The following is a 13,103-nucleotide window of genomic DNA, read 5'->3' as shown; positions in this document are numbered from 1 at the left end:
TTCACCAATAGTTCAACCAAATTTCACTTAGATTTCACTATATATAAAATGATAACATATGTTAATTGGGAATAAGAGTAAATTTTTTGTGAAGGATTATTTTGCTTTTTATAGAAAATCGTTTTATAATCAAATTAGTCAAAAATGGTCAAACTTTTTTGGAGGGATGAACATGCAATTTACACAAACACAAGATAATCGTCCACCGCTAGAGCAGTTTGGACGTAATTTAATTGAGGAAGTAAAGAACGGGAAGATGGATCCTGTGATTGGTCGTGATGAAGAAATCCGCAATGTTATTCGTATTTTGACACGGAAAACGAAAAATAACCCTGTGTTAATCGGTGAACCAGGTGTTGGGAAAACAGCCATTGTAGAAGGGTTAGCGCAACGTATCGTGAGAAAAGATGTACCAGAAGGATTAAAAGATTGCTTATTATATGAGCTGGATATGAGCGCTTTAATTGCTGGTGCCAGTTACCGAGGTCAGTTTGAGGAACGTTTAAAAGGTGTGCTGAAGCAAGTAAAAGAATCGGAAGGGCGTATTATTTTATTTATCGATGAAATTCACACGATTGTAGGCGCAGGGAAAACAGACGGTGCAATGGATGCGGGGAATATGTTAAAGCCGATGCTTGCACGTGGTGAATTACACTGTATCGGTGCAACAACACTGGATGAGTATCGTATGTATATTGAGAAAGATCCAGCGCTTGAGCGTCGATTCCAACAAGTGATGGTGCGAGAGCCTTCTATAGAAGATACGGTGTCGATTTTACGTGGGCTAAAAGAGCGTTTTGAGCTGCACCATGGCGTCCGCATTCATGACCGTGCGATTATTGCAGCAGCTGAACTATCTAATCGTTATATTACAGAACGTTTCTTACCAGATAAAGCGATTGACTTAATCGATGAGGCTTGTGCGATGATTCGGACAGAAATTGATTCTATGCCGCAAGAGTTAGACATGGTGACACGCCGCTTAATGCAGTTAGAAATTGAAGAGCAAGCCCTTCGCAAAGAAAAGGATGAAGCGAGTAAAAAGCGCTTAGCCACTTTGCAAGAGGAAATTGTGAAATTGCGTACTTCTACTGAACATATGCGTCAGCAGTGGGAGCTTGAGAAAAACGGTCTGCAAACGATTCAGAAAAAGCGTGAGCAACTCGATAAATATCGCCGTGATTCGGAAGATGCCCAAACACGCGGTGATTATAATAAAGCAGCAGAATTACAATACAGCAAAATTCCTTCACTAGAAAAGGAAATTGCCACGCTTGAGACAGAGCTTGTGACAACAGCCGATAAACGGATTTTACGCGAAGAAGTAACAGCCGAAGAAATCGCATCCATTGTTTCACGTTGGACAGGAATTCCGGTCACAAAACTAGTAGAGGGAGAGCGTGAGAAGCTACTTCGCTTAAAAGAAACGTTACATGAGCGAGTTGTCGGTCAAGATAATGCCGTGACATTAGTAACTGAAGCAGTATGGCGTGCACGTTCAGGCATTAAAGACCCTACAAAACCGATTGGCTCCTTCTTATTTTTAGGACCAACAGGTGTCGGGAAAACAGAATTAGCAAAAGCGCTTGCTGCCCAACTATTTGACTCAGAGGATCATTTCATCCGTATTGATATGAGTGAGTATATGGAGAAGCATAGTGTATCGCGTCTTGTTGGGGCACCTCCTGGTTATATTGGCTATGAAGAAGGTGGGCAATTAACGGAGGCCGTTCGACGTAATCCGTATTCGGTTGTGCTACTGGATGAAATTGAAAAAGCGCATCCTGATGTAGCGAATATTTTACTGCAAATTTTAGATGATGGCCGCATTACAGATTCGCAAGGTTGCAATGTGAATTTCTCTAATACGGTGGTCATTATGACATCAAATATTGGGTCACAGCATTTGTTAAATGCAACGGAAGAAGGTGCGGAAGATTTAATTATGATGGCGCTTCGCCAGCATTTTAAGCCGGAACTTTTAAACCGAGTCGATGATATTATTACATTCCATGCACTGTCAAATGAGCATTTTGGTGCGATTGTTCGTAAGTATGTATCACAGCTAGAGAAACGTGTAGCTGAGCAAGAGATTAAGCTTGTCGTCGAGGAGGCAGTTATTGCGTTTGTAGTAGCGCATGGTGCCGACCCGCAGTTTGGTGCACGTCCATTAAAACGTTTTGTGCAACGTCATTTAGAAACAGCGGTCGCCAAAGAGTTATTGCGCGGAGAAGTGACACCAGGGGATACACTCTATTTAATAGTAGAAAATGATGAAATTGTCGTGAAGTTTTAATGGTTTTCGCCTCCTTTGGGTATGTTATAGACAAAGGAGGTTTTTTTATGGATAAAAAAGAAATGAGAAATTTGCCAAAGCGTGACAAATTCGATAATCCTGATATGGTGAATACAGAGAAGCCTAGTTTGTTTGATATGCATGAAGATATGAAGACGGTAGATGCTATTCCTATAGAGGAATTGAATGATCGCTTGAAAGCTGAAAAAGACATCATTCCTACAACAACAACGGCTGATGCGGAACGACAACTATAAGGAAACAGGTGGCGATTCACCTGTTTTTATTATGTAAAAATAAATAATAAGTGTAAAATATAAATGGGATTCAGTTAACAATGGCAAAATGGATGTATATGCGGTCAACAAACTAAGTACTGTATCTTGAACATAAAAAAACGCCCCTACACGGAGCGCTTCCTAATTAATGATGTTCAGCGTGTTCTGGGCTACCTGGAAGAATAGCTGCAACAATAAACACGATTACTGCAAATGCTACAGAAACGATTACACCAGTCATGAAATCGAATGGTACGTTTAATACTGAACTTACTACGTAGTTTAACATAGAAATTAGTAGGAATGACCATACAAACGTCATAATATATTGCATCAAATTCACCTCATAAACATTATTCTATATATTTATTTAGTTTTATACCTCAACTATCATAACACAGGTTGTGAAAAAAGAAAAACAAACTTTTAAAAACATTTCTTGAACGATAAGAAAGTATAAATTTTTTCTAGTTTAAAGCTTGTCTAGGCATTCGCGCCAAAATTTATTTTGCGACGAAAGCGTAAGCGGCAGGAGCACGCTGCTCGAGGTCGCTTCACCAATCACTACGCGTGGCAAGCACGCTAGGTGATTGCTTCCAGCGCTTGTCGCAGCTAAGCGGGCGCGAATACACTTTTCTTGAACATTGTGAAAAATTTTCCGTTGTATAATGTTTTTTTATGAGCTATAATTATGACCAACTACTAAACGTTAGTGTAAAAGGGGGATATTTTATGGGTGTAGGTATTATTGGATTGGGGAAATATGTCCCTGAAAAGGTACTGACAAATCATGATCTGGAAAGTGTGTTAGACACGACAGATGAATGGATTCGTTCTAGAACGGGGATTGAACAAAGACATATTGCAGCAGATGATGAAAATACTTCACATATGGCGATTAAGGCAACACAAAAAGCGATTGAAAATGCAGGGATTAAGCCGGAACAAATTGGCTTAATTGTAGTGGCAACGGTCTCGCCAGATCAAGCCTTTCCAAGTGTGGCATGTCAATTAACAGAGCATTTCGGAATACAATGCGCAGCGATGGATATTGCAGCGGCATGTTCAGGGTTTATTTATGGGCTTGTAACAGCACAGCAATTCCTTGAAAATAACAGTTATGAATATATATTAGTAGTAGGTGTTGAAAAGCTATCGAAAGTAACGGACTGGAATGACCGTAATACTGCTATTTTATTTGGGGATGGAGCGTGTGCTGCTGTTCTATCAAAAGTATCGGAAGGACGCGGTATTCTGGCATCTGAATTAGGTGCAGACGGTTCAGGTGGCAAGCATTTATATATAAATGAAGAAAATCATATTGGCATGAATGGGCGTGAAGTGTTTAAATTTGCAGTACGCCAAATGGGCGAATCGGCTGTTCAAGTATTGGAAAAGGCTGGTTTACAGAAAGAAGATTGCGATTTCTTAATACCACACCAAGCGAATATTCGTATTATGGAAGCAGCTCGTGAACGACTGAATTTACCTGAAGAGAAAATGTCAAAAACGGTGCATAAGTACGGGAACACATCAGCAGCTTCGATCGGGTTATCATTAGTAGAAGAGCTTGAACAAGGTAAAATAAAAGATGATGATATAGTTGTCCTTGTCGGTTTTGGCGGTGGCTTAACATGGGGCGCTGTCACAATTCGATGGGGTAAATAAGAGGGGGATTATGTATGACAAAGCGTAGAGTAGTAGTAACAGGAATTGGAGCTGTCACGCCACTTGGCAATACAGTTGAAGATACATGGGCTGCAGCAAAAGCAGGAAAATCAGGTGTTGGTCCACTAACACGCGTTGATGCAGAAAAATTCTCAGCTAAAGTGGCTGCGCAAGTAAACGATTTTGATATTGAGCAGTTTGTAGAACGTAAAGAAGCGCGAAAAATGGATCGCTTTACACAGTATGCCATTGCAGCATCACTCATGGCACATAAAGATTCAGCATTAGAAATTAACGAATCGAATGCTGCACGTGTTGGTGTATGGATTGGATCTGGTATTGGCGGAATGGAAACGTATGAACAGCAGTTTTTAACATTCCAAGAACGTGGAGCAAGACGTGTCAGCCCGTTCTTCATTCCGATGATGATTCCAGATATGGCTTCAGGGCAAGTATCGATTTATCTTGGGGCAAAAGGACCTAACTCATGTTCGGTAACAGCTTGTGCATCAGGGACAAACTCGATTGGGGATGCGTTTAAAGTAATTGAGCGCGGTGATGCAGATGTTATGTTTACAGGTGGAGCAGAGGCGCCAATCGTGAATATGGCCATTGCCGGCTTTACAGCGAATACGGCGTTAACAACGAATGCAGACCCAGCAACAGCATCACGTCCATTCGATAAAAACCGTGACGGCTTTGTGATCGGTGAAGGTTCGGGTATGCTTGTTTTAGAAGAATTAGAGCATGCAAAAGCACGTGGAGCAAAAATTTATGCGGAAGTACTTGGTTACGGTGCGACAGGAGATGCACACCATATTACAGCACCAGCACCAGAAGGTGAAGGTGCGGCGCGTGCAATGCATATGGCCTTATCGACTGCTGGGATAAATCCAGAGCAAGTGGATTATATTAATGCACACGGTACAAGTACACCGTACAATGATTTATTTGAAACATTAGCGGTAAAATCGGTGTTTGGTGAGCATGCTTATAAATTAGCGATGAGCTCAACAAAGTCAATGACAGGACATTTACTTGGAGCCGCTGGTGGTATCGAAGCCATCTTTACAGTATTAGCGTTAAAAGAAGGCATTTTACCACCGACAATTAATCTACAAGAGCAAGATCCAGAGTGTGACTTAGATTACGTACCGAATGAGGCGCGTCAAGTAAACATCGAGTATGCGATGAGCAATTCATTAGGATTTGGTGGACATAACGCAAGTCTTTTATTCAAAAAATATGAATAAATTAGTACCAGTGGTGTATCTTTACATCACTGGTTTTTTCATTGAAGAAAAAGCCACCTCTAAGAAAGAGATGACTTTTTTGATAGAAAGGATGTTTAGTTGTTTCGCTTTGTCCTTTTTTTATTAAGTTACGGTTTGTGTGTAGCGTCTATTACACAATGTATTTTGTATTTAAATTACCGGACGCTCGGTTATTCATGGCATGCCGTGATAAAATTTTTACTGCAAACAGTGGAGTTATATATTGCACTTGGTTCGCTTATTGTGATGTTTGCAGTCATTTACGATCTCGGTATATCGCGTTCTTCCTAAAGGAATTATTTTCGTTTACGGCCAAGCCCCATTGCATTTTCCATCTTTTTTAGTGTTTTATGGGCGATGGCATTTGCTTTAGCGGCACCTTCATCTAAAATAGCATCTAGCTCAGGTGAGTCGATGAGTGCGTAATAACGCTCTTGAATCGGTGTTAAGTGCTCAATGACAGCAGCAGCAACACCCGCTTTAAAATCACCGTACCCTTTACCTTCGTATTTCTTTTCTAAATCCGCAATCGATACACCTGATAAAGCAGATTCAATTGTTAACAAATTCGATACACCTGGTTTGTTTTCAATATCGTATTTGACAATGCCGTCAGAGTCTGTAACCGCAGACTTAATTTTCTTCTCGATTTCTTTTGGTGTGTCAAGAAGACGGATTGTTGCTTTTGTATTTGTGTCAGACTTGCTCATTTTTTTTGTTGGTTCTTGTAAGGACTTAATGCGTGCGCCTTCTTTTGGTAATTGGATGTCTGGGATCGTTAAAACATCGTTGTAGCGCTTGTTAAAACGTTCAGCAAGATCGCGTGTAAGCTCGATATGCTGCTTTTGGTCATCTCCAACCGGTACAATATTTGTATTGTATAAAAGAATATCTGCCGCCATTAACGGTGGATATGTTAAAAGAGCTGCTGATACAGATTCTTTGCCATGTGACTTATCTTTAAATTGTGTCATACGTTCTAATTCACCGATTGATGCCACGCACTGTAAAATCCAACCAGCTTGCGCATGTGCTGGTACTTCAGATTGAATAAATAAAATTGATTTTTTCGGATCAATCCCAACGGCAATATACATCGCGGCTAAACTACGAATATTTTTACGTAGCTCTAAACGATCTTGTGGTACCGTAATGGCGTGTTGGTCTACGATGCAATAAATGGCTTGGCCCTCGTCTTGTAAAGCGGGAAATTGCTTAATTGCACCAATGTAATTGCCTAATGTAATAGTTCCTGTTGGCTGTACACCAGAGAAAATAGTTGTCATAAAAAAATCCTCCTTTAAATCTTTGAAAACTAAAAAAACATCATGCGCCCATTGAGAAATTCTCAGGGACGAATGATGTTTGAATCCGCGGTACCACCCAGCTTGCTCTAGTTTTGAGCCACTCTGCTTCGTAACGTGAAGGAGACGAGCCAGGATACTTAAAGTTCACCAAGCTAACTCGGAAGTCCATTCCATTTGCATCCGCATCTGCTCACACCGACCGCAGACTCTCTTTAGCGTAACATCAAATGTACTACTCTTCGTCATCGTTTTTTATTTTCTAATTCATTCTTGAAATTATATTATATTGTACTGCAAAAAATCAAATTTTTTTAGCATATACCAAGAAAAGAAAGGACATACTATACGAGAAAAGCGCAACCATTTTTACTATTTATTCGTCAAATGAAATGAAATGAATAGATGAATTCTCAGTTAATATTTAACCGTTGAGAATGGAGTGTTTGTTGTTTTTTCAAAATAAATGCTTTTGAACTAGAAGGTGTAGGAAAAAAGATAATTAATTATAGCATAAATGAGTAATTTCGAGAATTAATGGGTTGATAAAAGTGTCGCTTTTTGATGGGAAGCTATATCCAAATGATAAATATTGTTGTATAATGTAGACAAGGTTTTACATTAAACTAATTCTAAAGTAAGAAGTTGTTATAGATTGAATTTAAGATGGAGGGAAGTGGACGAATGTTAGTGACATTATTTACATCTCCTAGTTGTACCTCATGCCGAAAAGCAAAAGCGTGGCTTGAAGAGCATGATATTCCTTATACAGAGCGTAACATTTTTTCCGAGCCGTTAACGATTAGTGAAATTAAGAAAATTTTACGCATGACAGAAGATGGGACAGAAGAAATTATTTCAACTCGTTCAAAGGTTTTTCAAAAGTTAAATGTAGATGTAGAAACATTAACTTTACAACATTTATATGAGTTGATCCAAGAGCACCCAGGACTATTACGCCGTCCGATTATTTTAGATGAAAAGCGTTTGCAAGTAGGGTACAATGAAGATGAAATCCGTCGCTTTTTACCACGTAAAGTACGTGCGTATCAATTACAAGAAGCGCAGCGCATGGTGAACTAAATAAAATAGTGAAGATGTTGCAACAATTTCATAATGTGTAGCATCTTTTTTCTTTTTACTCGTAATGGGCAAAATTGCATCCTAAAAATACCTTTTAAATAGTGAAAGATATATCATAGCCTCCGCGCTTTGCCACAGCCTACACAGGAGCTAAAACAGGCGGGGCCTGTTTGGATCTCCTGTTCCTGCTCCTGACGCTACGCTTTCGTCGCAAAGAAAATCTTGGCTCCTGTGGCGATGGCGCGCTACGGCAAAAGTAAATACTTCTCGATATGCTAGACAAACATTTATCTTCTCTAAAAGAAATCATTTTCTTTATTTGCAAGTATAATTGCCTAGCCTCTACCGTAATGAATGAGCATCTTTCTTTATTTTTAGCAACCAATTATTGTATTGAACACTAGTTGCTTGTAGCGGAGGCACGAGACTCCTACGGGAAAAGCGAGACAATCAAGACCCCGCAGGAGCGAAGGATGAGCGACGAGGAGGCTTGATCTCGCCCGTGGAAAGCGAGTGCCGAAGCGGAAAGCAACGGTTACTTAAATGGTAATATTTGTTTCAGAATTTGCTCATTGTGAGTTTTTATTAAAATCATAAAATTAGCCTTGATTTCATAGATACAGTACAATACAATTTCAATATTCAAATTATTTGGTTTGGATAGTGTTTTTTCCTTTTCATTTTATGTGCCAACATCATACAATAGAGTTATAGAGTTCGAGCCGCTTCTCGATACTTTATAGAACGTTTGGAGTGTTCATATGTTGGAAGAAGCATGTATGATTTTTGGTGATTTAACCAAATAGTAAGTAACAGCGGTTTACATGTATTTCAACGGAATGACTGTGAAGGGAGTTGAAGTCTTATGGACATTGAACGCATTAATGAAAATACACTAAAGTTATTTATTACGTATAGTGATATTGAAGACCGTGGCTATAGTCGCGAGGAAATTTGGTATAATCGCTCAAAAGGCGAGGAGTTATTTTGGGATGTAATTGGTGAAGTAAATACAGATGACTACTTTGACTTAGATGGGCCAATTTGGATTCATATTAATGCATCTGAGCAAGGGCTTGAAGTAATTGTAACACGGGCGAATTTACATTCTGATCAAGAGGCGAATGCCCTTATGGATGACTTTGAGGAAAACCGTGAAGTAGCTGAACAATTGCGTGAAATGGAAAATGTCATTTTTGAATCATTTGAAAATGATTCAGATGAAGATATGACGATTACGAATGCAAGATTTACGTTTAAAGATATAGATGAACTTGTACCACTAGCAAAGCGTATCGTGTCGTTTGGATTAACATCTTCACTTTACCAATTTGAAGGGCGCTATTATTTACATGTTGATTTCACGAACTTACCTGAACAACGTGAACGCAAAAATATGTTAGCGCTTATTAAAGAATACTTGAGACCATCACGATTAACAAGTTATCGTTTAGAAGAGTATGGCGATGTGATTATGGAGCAAAACTGCTTTGAAACAGTAATTGAATATTTCGCATAAATTTATAATCCGTGCTGATAAAAGGCGCGGATTTTTTTATATTCTACCCAAATTTTTATTTTGGTTGTTTTTGTATATTTTGATTGAATATCGTGTTTTTATTTCTTACAATGTGGGAAAGGAGGTTTAAGTTATGCTTGTCGCCATAGACAATCAAGGAGACTACTTGATATTGACGAAAAGCTTAACGGAAGCAGCCTTACAACAATTGCGTCAAAAACCGTTATACTGTCCACATTGTAAAGAACGTCTTATTTTAAAAGCGGGTGCAATTAAAATTCCGCATTTTGCACACACCGCAAATCGTACCTGTGAATCACTGTTTGCCGAAGGGGAATCCGAGCTGCATTTGCTCGGTAAACAGCAATTATTTATGCATTTTCAGCAACTCGGATATGATGTTCAATTAGAAAGTTATTTGCCGCATTTACAACAAAGACCTGATTTACTCATTACAAGAAAAAAGCGATATGCACTGGAATTTCAGTGTAGCCGTATCCCAGAACATTTACTTCACCAACGCACAGAGGGGTATAAAAAGAATGCTATTGTGCCCATATGGTTATTAAAAACACCTGCTTTTCCAATGTTACAAGTAGGTCGTATACTCAAAGCGTCATTCAATTTGTTTTATCAACAATTTATAACTGATAACTATGTCATCACCTATGATCCACAGTCCCAACAGTTTTTTTACTTCAGTGACCTTCTTTACTTACAAGGAAATTTATTTTTATCTCAAGTATTAACATTGCCACTAACCTCACAAGTATTTCCGTTTTATGAGCCAAAATTGCTAACTGAAAAAGGGTTTTTATCGTTATTTGAAGAGTATACTAGGTACCGAAAGCAATTTTTACATGGTCGACTTTTTTACAGTCAGGCCGGTGTAAATGATTTATTTTTACGTGCGGTATACGAATGCAGGTTGCAGCGCGTTGGACTACCACCTTTTATTGGCGTACCCGTTCGGCACGCTAGAGGGATTTCTTTATTTTCAGCTGAATGGCAAATGTTATTCTTTTACTTTATGAGCTGTAATAATTTAACGATAGGGAGCGTAAACGACAGTACAAAGCATTATTTTTTATCATGGGCTAAATTACCAACCACTCAGCAGTCTTTTTTAGCTGTAGATGATTATGTGAAAATATTACGTGCTTTGTCGATTAACGATATTAGCGCAACGTGTACAACGGAACAATTAATGCGTGTACTGTATAGCCAATTAATTGCAATATGCTGAAAATATTGAGAAAATAAGGTGAGAATTTCGAAAATCGGAATATGTGGAGGGAAAATGAGATGGCAAAAGACGTTTTATTGCGCGAGCAAGTACCAGAAGAGTTAACATGGGATTTAACGCCTATTTTTGCGTCAGATGCAGAATGGGAAGCACAGTTCAAAGAAATTGAAGCGCTGGAAGAGCAGGCAAAAAAGTATCAAGGAAAAGCGACAGCAGATGCGGAAAGCTTATATAAGGCATTGCAGTTTGGCGATCAAATGTATGAACGCTTTAGTAAGCTATATGTATACAGCCATCTAAAGCATGACCAAGATACGACAAATAGCCAATATCAAGCAATGGATAGCCGCGTTAGCTCATTAGGGGCAAAATTAAGTGCGGCATGGTCATTTTTAACACCTGAGATTTTATCATTGGATGAAGAAACCATCAATCGATATGTAGAAAGCTATAAACCGCTGCAGCTATATGCACAATCGTTAAAAGAGCTTAACTTAGGTCGACCACATATTTTATCGGCGACAGAGGAGCAATTACTAGCGCAAATGTCAGAAGTGACAGGAGCTTCTGGCGATACATTTAGCAAACTGAACAATGCTGATTTAGAATTCCCAAAAATTAAAAATGAAGATGGAGAAGAAGTACGTATTACGCATGGTTCGTATATTTCATTTTTAGAAAGTACAAATCGCCAAGTACGTGAAGATGCATTTAAAGCTGTATACGAAACATATGGGAAGTTTCGTAATACATTTGCGTCGACGCTTGCAGGGAATGTGAAAGCGCATAATGTAAGAGCGCGTATTCGTAAATATGATTCAGCTCGTCATGCAGCGATGAGTAATAACTTTATTCCTGAAAAAGTGTACGACCAATTGATTGCCACAATCCATGAGTATTTACCATTACTACATCGTTACGTAGCACTCCGTAAAGAAGTGTTAGGGGTAGATGAGTTACATATGTATGACTTATTTACGCCGCTTGTAAAAGAAGTAAAAATGGACATGCCGTACGAAAAAGCAAAGAAACTAATGGTTGAAAGTTTTGCACCACTAGGTGAAGAATATCAAACGATTGTACAACAAGGACTGGATAGTCGCTGGGTTGATGTGATGGAAAACAAAGGGAAGCGTAGTGGGGCCTATTCTTCTGGCACATATGGTACAAACCCTTACGTATTAATGAACTGGCAAAACAACGTAAATAATTTATTTACATTAGCACATGAATTCGGTCATAGTATGCACAGCTACTATACACGTAAAAATCAGCCGTATCCATATGCAAGCTATTCTATTTTTGTAGCAGAAGTGGCTTCTACATGTAATGAAGAATTATTATTCGATTATTTATTAAAAACAATCGATGATCCACAGCAAAAGATTTACTTATTAAATCATTGGTTAGATAGCTTCCGCGGTACCGTATTCCGTCAAACGATGTTTGCTGAATTTGAGCATCTAATTCATGAAATGGATGCAAAGGGTGAAGCTTTAACAGCTGATAAGCTAACGGAAGTGTATTACGATTTAAATGTGAAATATTTTGGTGAAGCGATGACAGTCGATGAGGAAATCGGCTTAGAATGGGCGCGTATTCCTCACTTCTATTACAATTATTATGTGTATCAATATGCAACAGGGCAAAGTGCCGCAACAGCACTTAGCAAGAACATTCTTGAAGAAGGAAAGCCTGCTGTTGAGCGCTACATTAACAACTTCTTAAAAGCAGGTTGCTCAGACTTCCCAATTGACGTGTTAAAAGCGGCAGGGGTAGATATGGAAAGTCCGGCACCAATTGCCGAAGCTTGTAAAGTATTTGAAGAAAAATTAACTGAGCTTGAAAAGTTACTTTTAAATAAATAAAGTGAAGGACCACTAGAACTCGTTCTGGTGGTTTTTTGCTGCTTTGTAGAATATTTTTCTAAGTATAGTGATATTTTTCTTGAATAATAGTTTGTTCATTCACAAACTATTGTGATACTTCAGAGTAGATTATTGAAAAGTGTTGGTATTACTTGAATATGCAAACGCTTTCTATTTGACGAATTTGTGAAACTATTGCGCAGTTATTGCGGATATTATTATTGTGTGATAAAGTAATAGACGTGAAATAAATCACATAACAAACATACACCCCTTTGTTTGAACGTGAACATTTCTCCCATCCCCTTTGTGAAAAGAGGTGTCCTATCTGTCGAGGATAGGGCACCTCTTTTATTATGGTACCAGGTACTACGGTGGTACGTACCAGGTACCAAGCTGGCACTACGCTCGCACCATAAAAAATCCAGCTAGCATAGCTAGCTGGATTCAGATTGTCGACAAAAGGCCTTCAGAATGGTCTCATTCTGAAGGCCTTTTGTATTTTTAATATTTTTAGGGGTATTTTATAGTCTTATTTTAAGTAAAAGTACTCTTCGAGTATTCTAA

11 protein-coding genes and 1 other annotated feature are annotated in these 13,103 nt (G+C 38.7%); of the genes, 9 read left to right on the top strand and 2 right to left on the bottom strand.

Features of this window, described 5'->3' with window-relative positions:
• Window positions 1-172: 172 nt before the first annotated feature.
• Both AAGS61_RS18800 and AAGS61_RS18795 read left to right on the top strand, forming a co-directional pair.
• Window positions 173-2,296 carry an ATP-dependent Clp protease ATP-binding subunit gene (locus AAGS61_RS18800; RefSeq protein ID WP_391375557.1) on the top strand — a complete coding sequence of 708 codons (2,124 nt, stop codon included), beginning with the start codon at window positions 173-175 and terminating at the stop codon, window positions 2,294-2,296.
• A gap of 47 nt (window positions 2,297-2,343) precedes the next feature.
• The gene (locus tag AAGS61_RS18795; protein WP_391375555.1) at window positions 2,344-2,553 is read left to right on the top strand and encodes a hypothetical protein; all 210 of its coding nucleotides are present in this window, start codon (window positions 2,344-2,346) and stop codon (window positions 2,551-2,553) included.
• A 166-nt stretch (window positions 2,554-2,719) separates the two neighbouring features.
• Here the strand turns inward: AAGS61_RS18795 and AAGS61_RS18790 are convergent, their stop codons facing one another.
• Window positions 2,720-2,908, bottom strand: a complete 189-nt coding sequence (locus tag AAGS61_RS18790) for a YjzD family protein (protein WP_391375552.1) — start codon at window positions 2,906-2,908, stop codon at window positions 2,720-2,722.
• Between the two features lie 398 nt (window positions 2,909-3,306).
• On the opposite strand from AAGS61_RS18790, the gene AAGS61_RS18785 reads away from it, so the two are divergent.
• The 3 genes from AAGS61_RS18785 to AAGS61_RS18775 all read left to right on the top strand — a co-directional run bounded on the left by AAGS61_RS18785 (window position 3,307) and on the right by AAGS61_RS18775 (window position 5,807).
• Window positions 3,307-4,242, top strand: coding sequence for a beta-ketoacyl-ACP synthase III (locus AAGS61_RS18785; RefSeq protein ID WP_391375549.1), 936 nt, complete (start codon window positions 3,307-3,309; stop codon window positions 4,240-4,242).
• 14 nt (window positions 4,243-4,256) lie between these two features.
• The gene (fabF, locus tag AAGS61_RS18780) at window positions 4,257-5,495 is read left to right on the top strand and encodes a beta-ketoacyl-ACP synthase II (RefSeq protein WP_391375546.1); all 1,239 of its coding nucleotides are present in this window, start codon (window positions 4,257-4,259) and stop codon (window positions 5,493-5,495) included.
• Between the two features lie 99 nt (window positions 5,496-5,594).
• Window positions 5,595-5,807, top strand: coding sequence for a hypothetical protein (locus AAGS61_RS18775; RefSeq protein WP_391375544.1), 213 nt, complete (start codon window positions 5,595-5,597; stop codon window positions 5,805-5,807).
• Window positions 5,808-5,812: 5 nt separating this feature from the next.
• Here AAGS61_RS18775 and trpS read toward each other — a convergent pair whose 3' ends face one another.
• Complete coding sequence (gene trpS, locus AAGS61_RS18770; RefSeq protein WP_391375541.1) at window positions 5,813-6,802, bottom strand: tryptophan--tRNA ligase; 990 nt, start codon at window positions 6,800-6,802, stop codon at window positions 5,813-5,815.
• A gap of 61 nt (window positions 6,803-6,863) precedes the next feature.
• Window positions 6,864-7,078 (bottom strand) — a binding site (T-box leader).
• Window positions 7,079-7,504: 426 nt separating this feature from the next.
• Between trpS and spxA the strand changes: the two genes are divergently transcribed.
• From spxA to pepF, 4 genes are all read left to right on the top strand, one after another.
• Window positions 7,505-7,903 carry a transcriptional regulator SpxA gene (spxA, locus tag AAGS61_RS18765; RefSeq protein WP_391375538.1) on the top strand — a complete coding sequence of 133 codons (399 nt, stop codon included), beginning with the start codon at window positions 7,505-7,507 and terminating at the stop codon, window positions 7,901-7,903.
• Window positions 7,904-8,768: 865 nt separating this feature from the next.
• Window positions 8,769-9,422 carry an adaptor protein MecA gene (mecA, locus tag AAGS61_RS18760; RefSeq protein WP_391375535.1) on the top strand — a complete coding sequence of 218 codons (654 nt, stop codon included), beginning with the start codon at window positions 8,769-8,771 and terminating at the stop codon, window positions 9,420-9,422.
• Between the two features lie 133 nt (window positions 9,423-9,555).
• On the top strand, window positions 9,556-10,668 hold the full coding sequence (locus AAGS61_RS18755) for a competence protein CoiA (RefSeq protein ID WP_391375532.1): 1,113 nt from the start codon (window positions 9,556-9,558) through the stop codon (window positions 10,666-10,668).
• 59 nt (window positions 10,669-10,727) lie between these two features.
• Window positions 10,728-12,536: an oligoendopeptidase F gene (pepF, locus tag AAGS61_RS18750; protein WP_391375529.1), complete on the top strand. Its 1,809-nt coding sequence runs from the start codon at window positions 10,728-10,730 to the stop codon at window positions 12,534-12,536.
• Window positions 12,537-13,103: the final 567 nt, after the last annotated feature.

The organism is Lysinibacillus sp. KU-BSD001 (assembly GCF_042920265.1).
GTDB lineage: Bacteria > Bacillota > Bacilli > Bacillales_A > Planococcaceae > Lysinibacillus_B.
Note: the sequence above shows the minus strand (reverse complement) of the source record. Positions and strands in the feature narration are given on the sequence as shown.